Annotated in this window: 17 protein-coding genes; 12 read left to right on the top strand and 5 right to left on the bottom strand. The window is 71.7% G+C overall.

Annotation, left to right across the window (positions count from 1 at the left end):
• The first annotated feature begins 82 nt into the window (after nucleotides 1–82).
• Nucleotides 83–1420, top strand: coding sequence for an alpha/beta hydrolase (locus tag KAK03_RS02510; protein WP_210851589.1), 1338 nt, complete (start codon nucleotides 83–85; stop codon nucleotides 1418–1420).
• Between the two features lie 155 nt (nucleotides 1421–1575).
• On the opposite strand, the gene KAK03_RS02505 is transcribed toward KAK03_RS02510, so the two are convergent.
• Nucleotides 1576–2361, bottom strand: a complete 786-nt coding sequence (locus KAK03_RS02505) for a GNAT family N-acetyltransferase (protein ID WP_210851588.1) — start codon at nucleotides 2359–2361, stop codon at nucleotides 1576–1578.
• Nucleotides 2362–2595: 234 nt separating this feature from the next.
• On the opposite strand from KAK03_RS02505, the gene KAK03_RS02500 reads away from it, so the two are divergent.
• From KAK03_RS02500 to KAK03_RS02475, 6 genes are all read left to right on the top strand, one after another.
• Nucleotides 2596–3207, top strand: a complete 612-nt coding sequence (locus KAK03_RS02500; RefSeq protein ID WP_210851587.1) for a DedA family protein — start codon at nucleotides 2596–2598, stop codon at nucleotides 3205–3207.
• A 56-nt stretch (nucleotides 3208–3263) separates the two neighbouring features.
• Nucleotides 3264–4349: a hypothetical protein gene (locus KAK03_RS02495; protein WP_210851586.1), complete on the top strand. Its 1086-nt coding sequence runs from the start codon at nucleotides 3264–3266 to the stop codon at nucleotides 4347–4349.
• Between the two features lie 76 nt (nucleotides 4350–4425).
• Nucleotides 4426–5010 (top strand): hypothetical protein, encoded by a 585-nt coding sequence (locus KAK03_RS02490; RefSeq protein WP_210851585.1) that lies wholly within the window; start codon nucleotides 4426–4428, stop codon nucleotides 5008–5010.
• Nucleotides 5010–5507, top strand: coding sequence for a YHS domain-containing (seleno)protein (locus KAK03_RS02485; RefSeq protein ID WP_210851584.1), 498 nt, complete (start codon nucleotides 5010–5012; stop codon nucleotides 5505–5507). The genes KAK03_RS02490 and KAK03_RS02485 overlap by 1 nt, the downstream gene beginning before the upstream one ends.
• Nucleotides 5508–5545: 38 nt before the next feature.
• Nucleotides 5546–6031, top strand: a complete 486-nt coding sequence (locus tag KAK03_RS02480; RefSeq protein ID WP_210851583.1) for a hypothetical protein — start codon at nucleotides 5546–5548, stop codon at nucleotides 6029–6031.
• A gap of 16 nt (nucleotides 6032–6047) precedes the next feature.
• A complete protein-coding gene (locus KAK03_RS02475) occupies nucleotides 6048–6992 on the top strand; it encodes a YeeE/YedE thiosulfate transporter family protein (protein ID WP_210851582.1) in 945 nt (314 codons plus the stop codon).
• A 16-nt stretch (nucleotides 6993–7008) separates the two neighbouring features.
• Here KAK03_RS02475 and msrA read toward each other — a convergent pair whose 3' ends face one another.
• Nucleotides 7009–7524, bottom strand: coding sequence for a peptide-methionine (S)-S-oxide reductase MsrA (msrA, locus tag KAK03_RS02470; RefSeq protein ID WP_210851581.1), 516 nt, complete (start codon nucleotides 7522–7524; stop codon nucleotides 7009–7011).
• A 245-nt stretch (nucleotides 7525–7769) separates the two neighbouring features.
• A complete protein-coding gene (locus KAK03_RS02465; RefSeq protein WP_210851580.1) occupies nucleotides 7770–10610 on the bottom strand; it encodes an ExeM/NucH family extracellular endonuclease in 2841 nt (946 codons plus the stop codon).
• A 325-nt stretch (nucleotides 10611–10935) separates the two neighbouring features.
• Between KAK03_RS02465 and KAK03_RS02460 the strand changes: the two genes are divergently transcribed.
• The 5 genes from KAK03_RS02460 to KAK03_RS02440 all read left to right on the top strand — a co-directional run bounded on the left by KAK03_RS02460 (nucleotide 10936) and on the right by KAK03_RS02440 (nucleotide 16481).
• Nucleotides 10936–12195, top strand: coding sequence for a putative Na+/H+ antiporter (locus KAK03_RS02460; protein ID WP_210851579.1), 1260 nt, complete (start codon nucleotides 10936–10938; stop codon nucleotides 12193–12195).
• Nucleotides 12196–12339: 144 nt separating this feature from the next.
• On the top strand, nucleotides 12340–12894 hold the full coding sequence (locus tag KAK03_RS02455) for a TIGR02594 family protein (protein WP_210803558.1): 555 nt from the start codon (nucleotides 12340–12342) through the stop codon (nucleotides 12892–12894).
• A gap of 139 nt (nucleotides 12895–13033) precedes the next feature.
• The gene (locus tag KAK03_RS02450; protein ID WP_210851578.1) at nucleotides 13034–14176 is read left to right on the top strand and encodes an energy transducer TonB; all 1143 of its coding nucleotides are present in this window, start codon (nucleotides 13034–13036) and stop codon (nucleotides 14174–14176) included.
• Nucleotides 14157–15185: a DUF4034 domain-containing protein gene (locus KAK03_RS02445; RefSeq protein WP_210851577.1), complete on the top strand. Its 1029-nt coding sequence runs from the start codon at nucleotides 14157–14159 to the stop codon at nucleotides 15183–15185. Before KAK03_RS02450 ends, KAK03_RS02445 begins: the two co-directional genes overlap by 20 nt.
• Before the next feature lie 285 nt (nucleotides 15186–15470).
• Nucleotides 15471–16481: a DnaJ C-terminal domain-containing protein gene (locus tag KAK03_RS02440; RefSeq protein WP_210851576.1), complete on the top strand. Its 1011-nt coding sequence runs from the start codon at nucleotides 15471–15473 to the stop codon at nucleotides 16479–16481.
• 380 nt (nucleotides 16482–16861) lie between these two features.
• On the opposite strand, the gene KAK03_RS02435 is transcribed toward KAK03_RS02440, so the two are convergent.
• The gene (locus KAK03_RS02435) at nucleotides 16862–17215 is read right to left on the bottom strand and encodes a Rieske (2Fe-2S) protein (RefSeq protein ID WP_210851575.1); all 354 of its coding nucleotides are present in this window, start codon (nucleotides 17213–17215) and stop codon (nucleotides 16862–16864) included.
• The gene (locus KAK03_RS02430) at nucleotides 17215–18021 is read right to left on the bottom strand and encodes an SDR family NAD(P)-dependent oxidoreductase (RefSeq protein WP_310738445.1); all 807 of its coding nucleotides are present in this window, start codon (nucleotides 18019–18021) and stop codon (nucleotides 17215–17217) included. The genes KAK03_RS02435 and KAK03_RS02430 overlap by 1 nt, the downstream gene beginning before the upstream one ends.
• Between the last annotated feature and the right edge of the window lies 1 nt (nucleotide 18022).

Genomic DNA, 18022 nt, shown 5'->3' with positions numbered 1-18022 from the left:
GCTGCGGCTGGGGGCTTGCACCTAACTTGACGCGCGTCAGCAGAGCACAGAGCATCACGACGCCTTCCGGGTTCCCTGCGCCATGCCACTTCGTCCCATCCCCCTGCTGAGCCTGGGTCTGTTGCCCCTGACCCTGCTGCTGCCGGCCTGCCGCAGCACGCCGCCGCTGCCCCCCGAGCCCGCGCCGCAGGCCGTGGCCTGCCCCGAGGGCCTGCCGGCCGGCAGCCGCTGCCTGGGCGGCCGCGACAGCGCCGGCGCCCACATCCTGATCGCCCTGCCGCCGGGCTGGACCGCGGGCCGCGGCGACCTGGTCATGCACGCCCACGGCGGTCCGCTGCTGGGCGAGCCGCGCGCCGAGCGGGTGGCCGAGGACCTGCACCGCTGGTCCATCACCGTGCGCGCCGGCTACGCCTGGGCCGGCAGCAGCTTCGCCCAGGGCGGCGTGCAGGTGCTGGCCGCGGCCGACGACACCGAGCGCCTGCGCCGCCTGTTCGTCGAGCATGTGGGGCCACCCCGGCGCACGCTGCTGCACGGGCAGAGCTGGGGTGCCAGCGTGGCGGCGCGGCTGGCCGAGCGCCTGCCCAGCGCCTATGACGGCGTGCTGCTGACCAGCGGCGTGCTGGGTGGCGGCTCGAAGAGCTACGACTTCCGGCTGGACCTGCGGGTGGTCTACCAGTTCCTGTGCGGCAACCACCCGCGCCCCGACGAGCCCGCCTACCCGCTGTGGATGGGCCAGCCCGCCGGCTCGACGATGAAGCAGAGCGACCTGGCCGCCCGCGCCCGCGAGTGCCTGGGGTTGGGCCTGCCCGCCGCCCAGCGCAGCGCCGAGCAGTCGGCGCGGCTGAAGACGCTGCTGTCGGTGATCCGCATCCCCGAGCGCAGCGTGCAGGGCCACCTGAACTGGGCCACCTTCCACTTCGCCGACATCGCCCGCCGCAGTGGCGAGCGGCCGGTCTTCGGCAACCAGGGCGTGCGCTACAGCGGCTCGCCCGACGACGCCGCGCTGAACGCCAGCGTGCTGCGCTACCGCGCCGACCCTGACGCGCGCCAGCGCTTCGCCGCCGACACCGATCCCACCGGCCGCATCGCCGCGCCGGTGCTGACCGTGCACGCGCGCCAGGACCCGGTGGCCTTCCCCGAACTGTCGGGCGAGTTCGGCCGCACGATGGCGCGCGCCGGCCAGGCCGACCACCTGGTGCAGGTCTACACCGACCACGACGAGCACAGCTACCTGGCCGACCCGGTCTATGTGGCCCTGCTCGAGGCCCTGCAGACCTGGGTGGACCGCGGCCAGAAACCCGACCCGGCCGCAGTGGCCGCGCGCTGCGAGGCCGCCCGCGCCCGCTTCCCGGGCGAGTGCCGGATGCTGCCGGACTGGACGCCGCCGCCGCTGGCCAGCCGCGTGCCGCCGCGCCACTGAGCGCCTGGGGCCTCAGGGGTCGGCGCCGGGCTTCCCGAACGACGCCCGCAGCGGCTGGATCGCCCGGCGCAGGCAGTGCATCGGCTCGTTGAAACGGCGGCAGGTTTTGCACCGCACGGTCGGGGCGCTGCCAGGCCGGCGGCCTGATCGTCACCTCAACCGGCAAAGCGGCCGCGGGCCTGCAGCGCCATCACACCGGGTGAGTGCAGGTCCAGCAGGGTGAGGAAGTCGATAGTGCGGAACTCGCGGTCGATGGCTGGCGGCCCGCAGATCTCCGCGCCAAGCGCCAGGTAGGCCGACAGCAGGCGCGGCAGACGGGGCGCAGCGGCCGGCTGCGGCGAGTGCGGACAAACGAAGGCGTTCCTCGGCTGCGTGCGCCAGGCCGGCGGCGCCAGGTGACGGGCCATCGCGCGGTAGGCGGCCCAGCCTTCACCGGCATCCTGCGAGTTCAGCGAGCTGCAGCCCACCAGGTATCGCGCCCCCTGCTCATGCGCATAGCTGGCAATGCCACTCCACAACAGGTTCAGCACCGCGAAGTGGCGGTGCCGCTGGTGGATGCAGGCGCGGCCGAGTTCCAGGATCAGTGGCCTGGCGGCCTCGAAGGGCGAGAAGTCGAACTCCCGCTCGCTGTAGTAGCCGCGGGCCGCGCCGGCCCTAAGGCCGGTCTGCAGGCGGTAGGTGCCGACGATGGCGCCGCTCTGCGCGTCCTCCACCAGCAGGTGATCGCAGACCTCGTCGAAAGGGTCGGCATCCAGCCCGGTGTCGTAGGACTGCGGCAGGCCCTCATTGAGTTCGAGGTTGAACACCGCAAAGCGCAGCGCCTGCGCGGCGCGCACATCGTCTGCACCGTCGGCCAGGCGCAGCCGGTAACGCGGTGTGGGTCGTTGTTCTGGTAACGCTGTGGTCTCGCTGAGGTGGTAAGAGGCTGGCGTGGGGCTCATGGCGATGTCCTGTGGGGCTGGCCATCACTTGGTCGCACATCGCGCTGCGGCATTACAGCGATCTGTAATGAATCGCCGTCTGGGCCGACTGACCACGGTGAGCACAGCCGCGAACCCAGGACACATGAACATGAACCGCAGCATCACGGTGACGACAGCGCGCCAGCGATGGGGCCTGTGCCACCGCGTCGGAGGACCGGCGCGCGCTCCAATGCGCGTCGCGCTGGAGCCCGCATGCTGAGCGGCCTGGCGGAGTGGCTGGCGTGGAGCCAGGCAGTGCTGTCGGGCATGGCCACGCCCGCCGTCATCGCCGGTGTGCTGGCACTGACCACGCTGCTGCTGGAAGACCTGGCCATCGCTGCCGGTGTGGCGCTGGCCACCCAGGGGGCGATCTCCTGGGCGCTGTCGTTCAGCGCCGTGGCGCTGGGTATTGCGCTGGGCGATCTGGGGCTGTATGCGCTGGGCCTGGGCGCGCGGCGCCTGCCGGCCTTGCGTCGCCGTCTGGTTGGCGAGCGTGCCGACTGGGCGCGCCGTCAGATCGAGCAGCGCCTGCTCACCGCGGTGCTGCTGGCGCGCGTGATCCCCGGGCTGCGACTGGCCACCTACACCGCCTGCGGTTTTCTGCGCGTGCCGTTCGTGCCCTTCACGGCCTGGGTGCTGCTGGCGGTCACGCTGTGGACGCTGGGGCTGTATGCGCTGAGCGCGGCCCTGGGCCAGGCGCTGGCGCAGCAGCTGGGGCTGCCCGCGCCGATCGCAGTGGCCCTGCCCATTCTTGTGCTCGCACTGGCGGTGCCGCTGGTGCGCAGCGTTCGCCAACGCCTGGCTGCTAGATCGACCCGCCCATGACGCTTCCTGCCCCACCCCAGTCCCTGCCCACCCCGCCGTTCCGTCCGCACCAGGGCATGCCCCCGCTGGACCAGGACGGCCCGCCGCTGAGCTTCTTCGAGTTCTGGCCGATGTGGGCCTTCTACCCGCCAGTGATGGCCTATGCCGCCTGGCTGATGCTGCGTTTCCGCGGCGTGTTGCTGCCCACCGCCGCCAACCCCTCGTTTCCCGGCGGTGGCTTCTATGGTGAGTCCAAGGCCGAGATCCTCGCGCTGGCGGTGCGCCACGCGCCGCAGTGGGTGGCGCCCTTCATCCGCCTGGAGCGGCCGGCGTCGCCCACCAGCGATGCACACGCCGAGTGCCGCGCCGCACTGCAGGCGCTGCATGCGGCCGGTCTGGACCTGCCGGTGGTGGCCAAGCCCGACCTGGGCTGCCGCGGCGCAGGCGTCCAGCTGATCCGCACGACCGAGGCCCTGAGCGCCTACCTGCAGGCCTTTCCGGCCGGTGCGGCGCTGGTGCTGCAGCAACTGGTGCCCTTTGAGGGCGAGGCAGGCATCTTCTACTGCCGCCGGCCCGGGCAGGCGCAGGGGCGCATCGTGTCGATCACGTTGAAGTACTTCCCGTACGTTATTGGTGACGGGAAGCGCAGCCTGCGCCAGCTGATCCTGGACGACCCGCGCGCAGGCCGCCTGCCACACCTGTACCTGAGGCGCCACCTGACGCGGCTGGACGAGGTGGTGCCCGAGGGCCAGCCGGTGCGCCTGGCCTTTGCAGGCAGCCACAGCCGCGGCGCCATCTTCCGCAACGGCACGCACCTGGTCACGCCGGCGATGGAGGCGCGCTTCGAGGCCATCGCGCGCAGCCTGCCGGAGTTCCACTTCGGCCGCTTCGACGTGCGCTTCGACAGCTTCGCGCAGGTGCAGCAGGGCCAGGGCTTCACGATCGTCGAGATCAACGGCGCCGGCGCCGAGAGCACCCACATCTGGGATCGCCGCACCGGTCTGCTGCAGGCCTGGCGCGATCTGATGCGGCAGTACCGCTGGCTGTTCGAGATCGGCCATGCCAACCGCGCGCGCGGCTTCCAGCCCATGAGCTGGGCCGCCTTTGTGCGGGCCTACCGGCGCGAGAAAGCGCTGACGCCGCATTACCCAGCGACCGATTGAGTGGCGCGTACCGAACCTGCGTAAGGTCCGCCGCCCCTGGATCGACACACACCCAATTCCCACCGCTTCGCACCCCATGCCCACCCCGACCAGCCCACGCCCGGATGCCCCTCCCCTGCTGGTGTTCAACCACCAGGTGCTGGACCAGTGCCTGCGCGTGGTGAGCGCCCATGCCGGACCCGAGCGGCCACGCTACGCCGGACCGGTGGGGTCCCACCTGCGCCACGCGATCGAGCATTGGCAGGCGCTGGTCTGGCCGGCGCAGCCGGGCTGCGTGGACTACGACGCCCGGCCGCGTGAGGCCGAGCTGGAGGCCAGTCCAGCGCTGGCCCAGACCCGCCTGAAGGACCTGCAGCAGCAACTGGCCACATGGTGCGCCGACACGCTGTCAGCGCCCGTGCAGGTGCGCGGCCAGTGCGGCCTGACCGGCGAGTTCGATTTCACCGTGCCCTCGACGCTGGGGCGCGAGCTGGCCTTTGTCGCCAGCCATGCCGTGCACCACCTCGCCCTGATCCGGCCGCATTGCCTGGCGCAGGGCATTGCGATCGAGGCCGACCTGGGCAAGGCCCCCGCCACCGTGGCGCACGAGCTCGCCAACGCCCGCGCCAGCACCCCCACCTTCTCCACCGACACCCCACCGACCCACCACCAGGAGACCTGATGACCCCCGCCACCCCCTCCCCTCGCCTGATGCGCCTGTTCATGGGCGCGCTGCTCGCCTCGCTCGCCTGGCTGGCCCTGCCCGCCCAGGCGGCCGAGCCCCCGGTCAACACGCTGAAGAACAGCCTGTTCGGCGGCCGCACCGACACCGCGATCAACGGCTACGACACGGTGGCCTACTTCACCGAACGCAAGCCGGTGAAGGGCAGCGAGGCCTTCGTCCAGGAATGGATGGGCGCGAAGTGGAAGTTCGCGAGCCAGGCCCATCTGGACCTGTTCAAGGCCAACCCCGAGAAGTACGCGCCCCAGTACGGCGGCTACTGCGCCTATGGCGTGGCGCAGGGCTCGCTGGTCAAGGTGGAGCCCGATCAGTTCACGATCCGTGACGACAAGCTCTACCTGAACTACGACGCCGATGTCCAGGCCAAGTGGCTCAAGGACCCGGCCGGCTTCATCAAGACCGCCGATGGCCGTTTCGGCGCGCTGCTGAAGAAGTGACACCCACCACCACCCCACCCCCCTTGGAGGAGTCCCCCATGTCCTGGCTCAAGAAACACGGCCACTGGCTGCTGACGCTGTATGTGGCCTTCGTGTTCATCCAGTCGCTGTTCTTCAAGTTCACGGGCTCGCCCGAGACGGTCTACATCTTCCAGGTCAAGCTCGACCCCTGGGCCGCGTCGCTGGGCTTTCCTGGCCTGTTCGCGCCGGGCGGCATCTTCTCGGCCAAGGTGGTGGGCAGCGTCGAGCTGATCGCCTCGGTGCTGCTGCTGGCCGGCGCGGCGATCAGCACGCAGCGCGCGGTGCAGGTGCTGGGCGCGGCCCTGGGCCTGGGCGTCATCAGTGGCGCCATCTTCTTCCACCTGTTCACGCCGCTGGGCGTGGCGGTGGTCAACGCCGATGGCAGCAGCGATGGCGGCGAGCTGTTCATGCTGGCCTGCGGCGTGTGGTTGAGCTGCGCGCTGCTGTTGTGGCTGCGGCGCGCGCTGTGGCTGGGATGGCTGGCCCGCCTCCGCGGCCGATGAGCCCGGTGGCCCGGCCATGAACCCGATGATCGCGGGCACGGCCTTCGTGCTGGCGCTGCTGTGCGCGGCGGCCATGGGGCTGGCCATCCAGCGCGGCACCACCTGCACCGTGGCCGCCGTGGAGGAGTGGCGCACCAGCCGCCGCACCACGCGGCTGGCGGCGATGGTGGAGGCCTCGCTGTGGGTCTGCGCCGGCGTGATGCTGGCGCGTCAGCTGGGGCATGCGGGCGCCTGGCCGGCCGGCTATGCGGTGTCACGCTGGACCGGGATCGGCGCTGCGCTGCTGGGCCTGGGTGCGGTGCTCAACCAGGCCTGCGTGTTCGGTACCGTGGCCCGGCTGGGCTCGGGTCAGTGGGTGTACGCGGCCACGCCGCTGGGCTTCTACCTGGGCTGCGTCAGCGTGGGCGCGGTCTTCTCGCCGCCGCGCCCGCTGCCAGTTGACTCGCCACTGGCCGGTGCACCTCCCTGGTGGCCTGGCCTGCTGATGGCCGGGCTGCTGGGTCTGGTGCTGTGGCGCGCATGGCGGGCGCGGGCGGCGCAGCGCATCGCGCTGAGCGGCGCCTGGTCGCCGCACACCGCGACCACGGTGATCGGCTTGAGCTTCGCCGGACTGCTGCTGCTGGCCGGCGCCTGGACCTACACCGACGTGCTGCAGGACCTGGCCCGCGGCATGGCCGCCAGCCTGCTGGCGCGCGCGGCGCTGGGCCTGGCCGTGTTGGTGGGGGCCATCGTCGGCGGCTGGTCCAGCGGCACGCTGCGGCCCGGCCGCTTCCGCGCCAGCGCACTGCTGCGCTGCGCGGCCGGCGGCCTGCTGATGGGCTGGGGTGGTGCGCTGATACCGGGCGGCAATGACGGCCTGGTGCTGCTGGGCATGCCGATGCTGTTGCCCTATGCCTGGGTGGCCTTCGGCACGATGGTGGCGGTCATCGCGGCCGCACTGCAGGTGCTGGCGCCGCGATGACGCGCCGGTGGGTGGCTCAAGCCTGGGCCGCGTCGCGGCGCGGCAGCGTCCAGCCGGGTCGCACCCGGTGGCAGGTGTAGCCCTCAGGGTAGCGCTGCAGGTAGTCCTGGTGTTCCGGCTCGGCCTGCCAGAACGGGCCGGCCGCCTTCACCTCGGTGACCACCTTGCCCGGCCACAGGCCCGAGGCGTCAACATCGGCAATCGTGTCCAGCGCCACCGTGCGCTGCGCCTCGCTGGTGACGTAGATGCCCGAGCGGTACGACGTGCCGCGGTCGTTGCCCTGCCGGTTCAGCGTGGTCGGATCGTGGATCTGGAAAAAGAACTCCAGCAGCTCGCGGTAGCTGATCACGGCGGGGTCGAACACCACCTCGATCGCCTCGGCATGCGTGCCGTGGTGGCGGTAGGTGGCGTTGGGCACATCGCCGCCGCTGTAACCCACGCGGGTGCGCACAACGCCGGGCCGCTTGCGGATCAGGTCCTGCATGCCCCAGAAACATCCTCCCGCGAGGATGGCCGTGTCGGTCGTGGTCATGGTGTTCTCCGTCTCGTGGTGCCGCGCGGCACCGTGCTGCCGGGGCAGGATCGCCCCACAGCGCATCAGTCGAACACGGGCAGCCTGCCTTACACCCCGGCCGCGCCAGCGTGACCCCGTGCCGCAACGTTGACGATGGGGGGCTGGACACGACCCTGCGGCCCAAGGCAAAGGCCCGTCCGACCGACAGCCGGTGGCTCAGCCGGGCACGAGAACACCGGGCGGCCGAGCGCCGGCCGGGCCGCTCAGCGCTGCGCGCGCCGCGCCGGGTCGGCGAACACCAGGTCGCGGGCCGGCACCACCGCGCTGGCCGGCACGCCGCTGAGCAGGACCAGGGGCTTCCACTTCGCGCTGGGGCCGGCGCCGTCGGTGTCGATCTGCAGCAGCGCGCCCTTGGCGCTGTCCTTCAGGCGCACGACGCCGTCGCCGATCGGGTCCGACCCGGTGTAGCCGATGCTGGCCAGCAGCGCGCGCAGATCGATGCGGTCCGAGCCCGGCGTAAAGTCCAGGATGGTGTCGCGCGCATCGCTCATCGCGGTGTAGGTGAAGACATCGTCGCCGGCGCCGCCGGTGAGCTTGTCGGCACCGCCGCCGCCGATCAGCTGATCGTCACCCGGCGTGCCCACCAGCCGGTCCTTGCCCGAGCTGCCTGCGATCACCTTCACCAGGTACAGGCCCGCGACCACCGGATCATGGTCCGACGAGCGGAAGGCCGTGGCCGTGTAAAGGTCGGGGCCGCAGCTGCCGCACTGCGGCTGCTTGAACTCGGTGTTGTAGTCGATCACCGAGGGCTCGTCGGCATTGATGTGCCACGGAGCGACATCGGTCAGCCGGGTCGCCAGCGTGGGCGTGGCCAGCGCGTGGTCCAGGCGACCGGCGGCGCCGTCGAACACGTAGGAATAGCCGAAGCGGTTGAAGCGCGCGATCTGGTCTGCGTAGCCGGCGTCGGCCAGGGCGATGATCGGATCTTCCTGGGCGTAGGCGTTCAGGTCGCCCAGCAGCAACGCAGCGTCGGTGCCGGCGCTGCCTGCGAGGCTGGCCACCCAGCTGGCCGTGCGCTGGGCCTGGGCCACGCGGCGGGCGTTCCAGCAGCCCTGGCCGTCACCACTGTCCAGGTTGCCAGCGGCGTCCGGGTCGGTGGCGCCGGGGCAGCCGCCCTTGCTCTTCAGGTGGTTGACCACCAGCGTCAGGCGCTCGCCGTTGGTGGCCTCAAAGGTCTGGGCCAGCGGTGGGCGGTTATGCACCGCATCCACGTCGCTCTGGGCCTCGGCCGCGCGCTGCAGGCGGGCAGGCTTGTAGATCATGGCCACCTTGATCGCATCGCTGCCGCTGCCCTGCGCGGGGTCGGGCACCGCAGCGTAGGTGCCGGCGCCGAGTTGGGCGTTGAGACCGTCGACCAGGTTCTGCACTGCGGTGGCGCCGTTGTTCTGGATCTCGATCAGGCCCACGGCGTCGGCATTGATCGCCGACAGTGCAGCCACGATCTTGGCGCGCTGGCGCTGGAACTCGGCCAGGTTGTCGGCACCGCGGCAGTTCTGCGGCAGGCTGACGCCATCGAGCGTGCAGCCCTGGCCGCTCTGGCCGAAGGCGTCGGTGCCATCGGTGAAGGTGGTGAAGTAGTTCAGCACATTGAAGCTGGCCAGCACCAGGTTGCCGGGCAGCGGCGGCGGCGCGTCGGTGCGCGGGTTGGCGCGGGTGAAGGCCACCGGTTCGGTCGGGTGCAGGCGGTAGTCGCCTGGGCCCGACGAGCTGCTGGTGGCCAGGCCGTAGTCGACCACGCCGGTGATCGCCGCCACGGTGTCACCGGCCCGCAGCGTGTCGCCCTCGCCCAGGTAGGGCGTGGGGTTGGGGTTCTGCTGGCTGCTGCCGTCGTCCAGGATGATGCGCCGGCGGGCGTTGGCGTCGGCCAGGGCCTGCGCCTCGGCCGAGCCGGGACGGTGGCGGTTGGTGGGGGTTTCCAGGCGGCCATCCGCCGACAGCGTGACCTGGCCATAGCGCCCCTGGAAGTAGTTCTGCGAGGCGGTGAGCGGACCGACGATCGTGACCAGCATGCCCTCGACATGCTCCAGGTCGTCATTGACCCCTTCGGGGAAGGTGATCACGGTCGGCGAGATCACCTGGCCGCTGGCCTGCACCACCAGGCCGCTGATGCCGGTCAGCTCGGTCACGGTGTGGGCCGCGGTGTCGGGGTTGCTGGCCGCACCGGTGTTGAACTCGGTGACGGTGCCCACCAGCTGCACCGCCTGGCCGGCGCTGACCGTGGGCGCAGCGCCGGTGAAGACGAAGACGCCGTCGGAGGTGAGCGGGTCGCCGTCACCCAGCGGGTCCTGCAGGAAGAAGCCGTTGTTGTTGACGCGGGTGACCACGCCCGAGGTGCTGACCTGCTGGCCCACGAAGGGACTGGTGGACCCGCTGCCCTGGATCTCCATGATCGTGTGGCTGGGCGGCGTACTGGTGCCACACGACCCCAGCGGCGCTGCGGTGTTGCGCGGATTCGGCGGGGCGACGGCGAAGTCGGCGTTGTTCTGGTCGGTGTCGGTGCAGCCACCGGCCGCGCGCTGGTCGGCGGTGGTGTTGGACGGCGCCGGTGCCGCGCCGGTGCCTTCGAAGTAGTTGGCCGAACCGAAACCCACCAGGTCGACGATGGCTGCGGACACCGGCTTGTCACCCACCAGCGGTGTGAGGTTGCTGACCAGCGCCACCTTGCCGCCGGTCGAGCCCATCGCGATGCTGCCGATCGCGTCCGGGGTGGGCAGGTCCTGCGTACCGCCCGCGCCCTGCGCCTCCTGGACCAGGTAGTACTGGCGCGGCTGCAGCACGACGCTGCTGAGGTCGGTCTTCAACCAGGTGCCGGTGCCGGTGGTGGAGTTGTACTGCACCGACCAGCCCGCCAGCGACACCGGCGAGGCGCCGCCGTTGAACAGCTCGATGAAGTCGTTCTTCAGCGTCGCCCCCGAGTTGCCGCCACCGCCATAGACCTGGCTGATGACCACGCCTGTCGCCGAGGCGGCCGCCAGGCCCGTGGCACAAGCCAGGGCCAGCGCGGCGCACAGCGGAAGGAGTCGGGGCTGGAATCGGTGGGGCATGGCGGGCCTCTCTGGATGGGGTCGATCGGATGTCCCTGGGTGCCCGTCGCAGCACACCTCGCCGACGTTGCGCCGGGCCAGGGACGGCGCAGCTTCGCAAGCCACGATGTCCTGGCCGTGTCAGACGCTTGACAGACCTGTCACGCGGGCAAGGGAACCGCAGCGGGTGTCAACCCGAGGGACGGCTGGGGCTGCGGCGGCAGCGCCCGGGAGGCCGCACCCGGGGGCGCTACACTGCGCGCCGGGTGCACGGCCGCATCAGGCGCCGCTGCAGGTTCACGCGCTGGTCGGGCCGCCACGCGGCCCTGGCACGTCCTTGCCCACCATGACCACGCCCACGATCGACCTGATCGCCGCCGTCCTCTTCGGCGTCGCTGTTCTGCACACCTTCTCGGCCAAGCTGTTCGAGCGCCTGGCCCACCGCTACCCGCGCCACGCCGGCCTGCTGCACCTGCTGGGCGAGGTGGAGGTGGTGTTCGGTTTCTGGGCCATCGTGCTGGTGCTGGTGATGGCGCTGGTGACGGGCGGCAGCAGCGCACTGGACTACGCCGAATCGCGCAACTACACCGAGCCGCTGTTCGTCTTCGTGGTGATGGTGGTGGCCGCCTCGCGCCCGGTGATGCAGACCGTGCTGCGCGTGGTGGACACGCTGGCGCGCTGGCTGCCGATGCCCGCACCGCTGGCCACCGCCTGGCTGGGCCTGGCCGCGGTGCCGCTGCTGGGCTCGCTGATCACCGAGCCGGCGGCAATGACGCTGGCCGCGCTGCTGCTGGCGCGCCTGGTGTTCCGCCCCGAGGTGCCCGAGCGCGCCAAGTACGTGGCGCTGGGGGCGCTGTTCGTGAACGTGTCGATCGGTGGCACGCTCACGTCCTACGCGGCGCCGCCGGTGCTGATGGTGGCCGGCACCTGGCAGTGGGACAGCGCCTTCATGCTGGCCACCTTCGGCTGGAAGGCGGCGCTGGCGGTGCTGGTCAACGCCTCGCTGGCCACGCTGATGCTGCGCCGGCACCTGCAGGCGCCGCTGAACGCGGCCGAGGCCGCCGGCAGCGCCGCGGTGCCGTGGGCGGTGGTGGCGGTGCACCTGGTCTTGCTGGCCGGTGTGGTGATGCTGGCCCACCACCCGGTGGCCTTCCTGGCGCTGTTCCTGCTGTTCCTGGGCTTCACGCAGGCCTACAGCCGGCACCAGGACCCGCTGATCCTGAAGGAGGCGCTGCTGGTGGGCTTCTTCCTGGCCGGCCTGGTGGTGCTGGGCGGGCTGCAGCGCTGGTGGCTGCAACCCATCGTCGCGGGGCTGGAGCCGCTGGCGCTGTTCTTCGGCGCGCTGGGCCTGACCGCGGTGACCGACAACGCCGCGCTGACCTACCTGGGCTCGCTGATCCAGGGCATCAGCGACGAATCGAAGTACATGCTGGTGGCCGGTGCGGTGGCCGGCGGCGGCCTCACCGTGATCGCCAACGCGCCCAACCCGGCCGGCGTGGCGCTGCTGCGGCGCGGCTTTGCCGACGAGTCGATCGGCGCCGGCGGGCTGCTGCTGGGCGCGCTGGTGCCCACGGTCGTGGCCGCCGCGGCCTTCCTGCTGCTCTGAGCGGCTGTGCCCGCACGCGGACGCGGCGCTGCACCGCCCCCCACGATCGCAGCCGTTGGGGGTCCGTGGGCCGCTTGAGGCGGTGCAGGCGGCTGGCTATCCTCGTTCGGCGGGCCGATGCCCGCGCACGCCGAAGGAGACCCCATGCCGACGCCGCTTCCCGCCGCCTACGCCTGGCTCGACGCCGAACCCGGCCCGCGCCTGCTCAAGGAGTTCCTGAAGATCTTCGGCACCGCCGAAGACCTGGGCCCCGGCTCCAACCCCACGATCCTGGACTGGGCCCGCAGCATCGGCCTGGACCGCGTGTACCGCGACGACGCCACCGCCTGGTGCGGCCTGGCCATGGCCTATGTGGCCGGCCAGGCCGGCTGGGACAACGCGCCCCGCGGCAACGCGCTGCTGGCCCGCAACTGGCAGGCATGGGGCAACCCGGCCGACACCCCGATGCTGGGCGACGTGCTGGTCTTCTGGCGCGGCGCGCGCAACGGCTTCCAGGGCCACGTGGGCGTCTACGTGGGCGAGGACGACAGCGCCTTCCACGTGCTGGGCGGCAACCAGGACGACCGCGTCAGCATCAAGCGCCTGGGCCGCGACCGCCTGCTGCAGGCGCGGCGCTGCCCCTGGCGCATCAACCAGCCGGCCAACGTGCGGCGGGTGCGGCTGGCGGCGAATGGGCGGCTGTCGCAGAACGAAGGCTGAGCGGCGTGGACGGGGGCCCGGGCGCGCCCCGGGCCGCCCGCCGCTATGATGGCTCGCAGACCAACGAGCTCAACGGCCTGGGAGGGCAGCGATGCGGCGGGTGATCACTCACGGGCGATGGCTCCTGCTGAGTGGCGTGGTGGCGGCGAGTGCCACCGGCGCCCTGGCGGCGACCAACACGGCGACCAACACGGCCCCCGGCGCCACCAGCAAGGCCCCCACGGCCCAGGCGCTGATGGCCGAGTATGACGCCGACGTGGTCCAGCACATCGTGGAGTGGACCGAGCGCGAGATGCTGTTGCCCGGCAGCATGGCGCTGGACCCGGCGCTGCGTGCCAGCGTGAGCGAATCGACCCAGGCGCTGTCTCGCCGCCTGAGGACGATGGTGCCCACCTGGATCGCCGAGGAGCGCGCGGCCCAACGGGATCCGGCGCTGCGCGGGTCGGCGCTGACCCAGGCGCTGCTTCTGCGCTCGGTCAACGAACTGCTGATCGGCTTCGTCGAGAGCACCGGCCCGGCGCATGACGAGGCCTGGTTGCAGGCCGCGCTCGCGCCCACCGCCTGCCAGACCCATGAGCCGCTGTTCTATGCGCGCCGCATTGCCATCGTCCAGGCCGCGCCGGAGGAGGTGCGGCCCGCGTTGCTCGCCGCCGAACAGGCCCTGCTGGCGCGCTGGGGCACGACGCGGTCGGGCCTGCCCCCACGCCCGGCCGATGCCGACATGCTGGCCGGGGCGCAGGCCGCCGCACAGCTGCGCGAGGGCCTGCCGGTCACGGCCGCGCCCATGACGCCCTTCCTGGCCCGCATGGTGTTTGCACGAGATCGGCGGCCCGACGCGCCGGACCGCCGGGAACGCTGCGCGATCAGCCAGTGGTGGCTGCAGACCCAGCTGGCCACCCCCGGCACCGACCGCGCCAAGGCGCTGCAAGTGTTCCGCTACTCGCTGCTGCCGGATGTCGAGGAACTGCTGCCTGAGCAGGTGAAGGCCGACACCAGCGGCGACAGCAGCTACCCGCGCGCCGCGCGCCACTTCGGCGTGCAGGGCAGCACCACCGTGCGTGCCCGGGTGGACGCGCAAGGCCAGGTGCAGCGCGCCGAGGTGGTGGCACGCTACATCAGCGTGCCGGGCATCCGCGGCCACCGGCCGCTGGCCTTCGAAGCGCTGCTCGACGGCGCCGCACTGGCGAAGATGCGCGAGCGCCGCTTCAGCGCCCAGCCAGAGCAGGAGGTGCGTCTGGAGTTCGTCTGGAAACTCGAGGGAGATGAACGTGGTGCACGTTGACGGCCTGCGCTGCCTGCGCGCCCTGCTGGCCTCGGGCCTGCTGAGCCTCGCTGCACTGAGCCACGCCCAGCCCACCGCACCGGCGGCTTCGGTGCGGGACCAGGCGCGCGAGGCGCTGCGCTTCGGCGACTTCGCCGCGCTGGAGCGTCTGTACGCCAGCGCCGCCCGACCAGGCGCGCGCGCACCACAGACCGGGACCGAGCTGGTCACGCAGTTCTGGCGCGGCGTCGAGTCGATCAGCGACGACGACCTGCCTGTCAGCGAGGGCTACTTCACCCAGCTTGACCTGCTGACCCAGCAGTGGGCCCAGGCCCACCCCCAATCCGCGATGGCGCAGCTGCTGCACGCGCAGGTTCTGCGGCAGCACGCGTGGTATGTGCGCGGCACCGGCACCTACGAGACCGTCTCGAGCACGGCGCTGCCGCGCTTCGAGACCCTGCTGAAACGGTCCTTCGAGCAACTGCAGCGCCACGAAACCCTGCTGGCCCAGGACAGTTCGTGGAACCTGATGGTGATCCAGGTCGGCCGCGGCCTGGGTCTGGGCCACGCGCGCCTGATGCCGATCTTCGACAACGGCATCGCCAGGAACCCCGACCATGACGAGCTCTACGTCGAGATGCTCACGACCATGCTGCCCCGCTGGGGCGGCAGCGTCGACATCATCGAACGCTTCATTGCCCGGGCGGCACAGGCGACGCGCGACACCCGCGGCCTGGAGATGTACGCGCGGCTCTACAGCGAGCTCAGCGACCGGGAGGTGAAGCAGCGGCTGTTCAGCGCCACCCGTGCCTCGTGGCCGTCCATGAAAGCCGGCTTCGAGGACCGTCTGTCACGCCACCCGCACGTCGACCACCGCAACGCCTACGCCTACTTCGCCTGCATGGCCCAGGACCGCGACGCCCTGCAGGAACAGCTGCGGTTGCTCAACGGCAGCTACGTGCGCCGCTTCTGGGGCGGCACGCCCGATCGCACCTACGACGACTGCAAGGCGCTGGCGCGGCAGTTGTAGGGCCGGGAGGGGTCGGGGCTGATGCGCTGCGCGCAGGGCCTCGCCGTCACGGTCGCAGTACAGGCACGCGCTTGTGGTCTCTGCTCAGGTGGCCCTGGTGATCAGGCTGGGCCGATAGCGTGGGACGCCGCCCGCATCGGCGGCCGGCGCTCGAAGAATCCCCACCGCAGCACACGCGGGTGGCAAATCGCCGCCAGCGGCGCCGACACCACGGCCCCCACAGCGCCCGCCGACTCCCTGACGCAGCAGCGACAATGCCCGCTGTTGCTGCAGGGGGGATGAAACGTGAGCATCGACGACGCCTACGTCGAACTGGGCCTGGCGCCCGGCGCCACCGACGCTGAGGTCAAGCAGGCCTGGCGGCGGATGGTGTCGCGCTGGCACCCGGACCGCAATGCGTCGGCCGAGGCCGCGGCACTGATCCAGCGCATCAACGGCGCCTACGAGCGCATCCGCCTGGCCACACTGGCGCCGGTGGACGATGCCGACGAGGCCCCTGCGACTGAACCTGCGGCCACCGAGGGCCGCGTGGTGCGCCGCCGCGTGCGCCTGTCCATCGAAGAGGCCGTGCAAGGCGCCACGCGCGACCTGCGCGGCCGCCTGGTCGACCCCTGCCTGCCCTGCGACGGCCGCGGCGTGCTGGGTGAGCCGCAGCCCTGCCCCAGCTGCCGCGGCAGTGGCCGGCAGCGCCAGGACTGGTGGCTGACCTGGCCGGCCACCGACAAGGCCTGCGAGGATTGCCAGGGCAGCGGCCAGCGGCAGACCAGCTGCCCCACCTGCGACGGCGCCGGCCAGCAGACCTGGCGCTACCGCTGCAGCGTGCGCCTGCCCGCCGGCTTGCGCCAGGGCGACATGCTGATGGCCGACGGCGGCGGACGGCACCGCGGCGGCTTCGACGGCCGGCTGGAGCTGCGCATCGAGCTGGCACCGCACCCGCTGTTCCAGTGGAGCGACGACGGCACGCTGCGCTGCCAGCTGCCGGTGGACGGCTTTGCCTGGCTGGCCCAGCAATGGATCGAGGTGCCTGCCCCCACCGGCCTGCAACAGATGCGCCTGCGCCGCGGCCGCCTGGTCTACCGCCTGCCCGGCCAGGGCCTGCCGCTGGCGCGCGGCAGCGCCGAGCGCGGCGACTACCTGGTCACGGTGGAGCCCACCTTCCCGTCACACCCCGATGCCGAACAGCAGGCCCTGCTGGAGCGCCTGGCGGCGATTGCCGACGCCCACCCCGAGAAGGCGCTGCAGGCCTGGCGCCAGCGGCTGCAGGCCTGGGAGCGCGGGCGACGGGTGGGGCGTTGAGGCGTCTGCGCGGCGATCTCCTGCCGCTGCGGTGGACGGGGCGGCGCCGTGCAGCGGTCGCTGCGCCGTCGGCCCTGAGCTCACCCCCGTGACTCCAACAAGTACGGCTCGTCGAAGTCGGACTGCTCGCAGATTGAGGCACCACCAGGCCCAAGAAGGGCGCCGACGTGTCGACTCTCATGTCCTATGCAGGGCCACTTGGCAGCGGTTGCAGTCGGTCGATGCTGGGTCGCTCATCGCCTGCTACCGGCCAGGGCGGTCCTCCGGCTCACTGCCCGACAACAGTCATGCGGGCGTCTCTGTGAAGCGTGTGCTGGAAGATCGATCGTTCGGAATTGGTCCGACGAAACCCGGGAACTGGCGACTCGAGTCGCGGCCGTCTATCGCAGCTGGCGTTCCACGTCGGCGCCAACATCCTGCACAGCATCGGGCAGCTCCAGCATCACCACGCCGTCGATGACTCGAACGGCATGCTTCCTGGCTTGCAGCATGGGTGGGCCCGGAGGGCATGCCGGATCGAGCTCGAACGTCAGCCCATGCACCGGGCAGCGCACACGCGTCCCACTCAGCCTGCCATTGGCGAGCGAGGCGCCGGCATGGGGGCAGGAGTCGTCGACGGCGTACGCGGAATCACCGACCCTGAAGACCGCCAGGTCCAGCCCGTCGCGGCAGACCCGCAGGCCTCGGCCGACCGGCAGCGCGCTGAGTGCGATCAACGGGATCGGGGCGGGCATCAGATCACCATGCCGCCGTTCGGGCTGATGACCTGCCCGACCAGATAGTGCCCACCGGCCGCAAGGAAGACCGCGACGTTGGCGTATTCCTCGGGCGCGCCGAGGCGCCCCGCCGGGACCATCTGGAACAGGCTGTTGCGCTGGGCCTCGGTGGCGGCGGCGAGGTAGGCCTCGAAGGGCGGCGTCATCACGCCACCACAGGCGATCGCGTTGACGAAGATGTTGGCGCCGGCGACGTCGTAGGCCGTTGTCCGGGTCAGGCTGATCACGCCGGCCTTGCTGGCCGAGTAGCCCGGGCTGTGCACGCTGGCAGCACCCAGCGCGGACACCGAGGCCACGTTGATGATCTGGCCCGAGCGCTGCGGCTCCATGAAGCGCAATGCCGCGCGCGTGCACCAGAACACGCCATGCATGTTGACGCCCCACCACTTGAGCCAGTCGTCGTCGCTGAGCGACGCGACGATGCCCAGCGACCGGCGCGGCACTGGCGTGGTGGCGTAGGCGTAATGCCTGTTGCGGCGCTCGGCCTCCTCGGGCGAGCCCGGCACGCGGGCAGCGTTGTTCACGAGGATGTCGACGGTGCCGAATCGGTTGCCGGCCTGCTCGAACATCGCATCGACCGCGGCGCGGTCCGAGACGTCGCAGCGCAGGGCCAGGCACTCGGCACCGAGCGCCGTGACGGCAGCGCGGGTCTCGTCGAGCGCCTCGGTGTCGAGGTCGCAGAGCACGAGGCGAGCACCCTCGCGGGCATAGGCGCGTGCGATCGTCCCGCCGAGGCCGCGGCCGGCCCCGGTGATCAGGGCCACG

The sequence above is a fragment of the Ideonella alba genome (genome assembly GCF_018069845.1).
Classification (GTDB): Bacteria; Pseudomonadota; Gammaproteobacteria; order Burkholderiales; family Burkholderiaceae_C; genus Ideonella; species Ideonella alba.
Note: the sequence above shows the minus strand (reverse complement) of the source record. Positions and strands in the feature narration are given on the sequence as shown.

What these genes read in the sequence shown, in the direction of transcription:
- KAK03_RS02445 (WP_210851577.1), top strand. Translation starts at nt 14,157, where the DNA reads ATGAACGTGGTGCACGTTGACGGCCTGCGCTGCCTGCGCGCCCTGCTG.
- KAK03_RS02500 (WP_210851587.1), top strand. Translation starts at nt 2,596, where the DNA reads ATGCTGAGCGGCCTGGCGGAGTGGCTGGCGTGGAGCCAGGCAGTGCTG.
- KAK03_RS02475 (WP_210851582.1), top strand. Translation starts at nt 6,048, where the DNA reads ATGAACCCGATGATCGCGGGCACGGCCTTCGTGCTGGCGCTGCTGTGC.
- KAK03_RS02505 (WP_210851588.1), bottom strand. Translation starts at nt 2,361, where the DNA reads ATGAGCCCCACGCCAGCCTCTTACCACCTCAGCGAGACCACAGCGTTA.
- msrA (WP_210851581.1), bottom strand. Translation starts at nt 7,524, where the DNA reads ATGACCACGACCGACACGGCCATCCTCGCGGGAGGATGTTTCTGGGGC.
- KAK03_RS02485 (WP_210851584.1), top strand. Translation starts at nt 5,010, where the DNA reads ATGACCCCCGCCACCCCCTCCCCTCGCCTGATGCGCCTGTTCATGGGC.
- KAK03_RS02465 (WP_210851580.1), bottom strand. Translation starts at nt 10,610, where the DNA reads ATGCCCCACCGATTCCAGCCCCGACTCCTTCCGCTGTGCGCCGCGCTG.
- KAK03_RS02510 (WP_210851589.1), top strand. Translation starts at nt 83, where the DNA reads ATGCCACTTCGTCCCATCCCCCTGCTGAGCCTGGGTCTGTTGCCCCTG.
- KAK03_RS02455 (WP_210803558.1), top strand. Translation starts at nt 12,340, where the DNA reads ATGCCGACGCCGCTTCCCGCCGCCTACGCCTGGCTCGACGCCGAACCC.
- KAK03_RS02435 (WP_210851575.1), bottom strand. Translation starts at nt 17,215, where the DNA reads ATGCCCGCCCCGATCCCGTTGATCGCACTCAGCGCGCTGCCGGTCGGC.
- KAK03_RS02490 (WP_210851585.1), top strand. Translation starts at nt 4,426, where the DNA reads ATGCCCACCCCGACCAGCCCACGCCCGGATGCCCCTCCCCTGCTGGTG.
- KAK03_RS02495 (WP_210851586.1), top strand. Translation starts at nt 3,264, where the DNA reads ATGCCCCCGCTGGACCAGGACGGCCCGCCGCTGAGCTTCTTCGAGTTC.
- KAK03_RS02460 (WP_210851579.1), top strand. Translation starts at nt 10,936, where the DNA reads ATGACCACGCCCACGATCGACCTGATCGCCGCCGTCCTCTTCGGCGTC.
- KAK03_RS02480 (WP_210851583.1), top strand. Translation starts at nt 5,546, where the DNA reads ATGTCCTGGCTCAAGAAACACGGCCACTGGCTGCTGACGCTGTATGTG.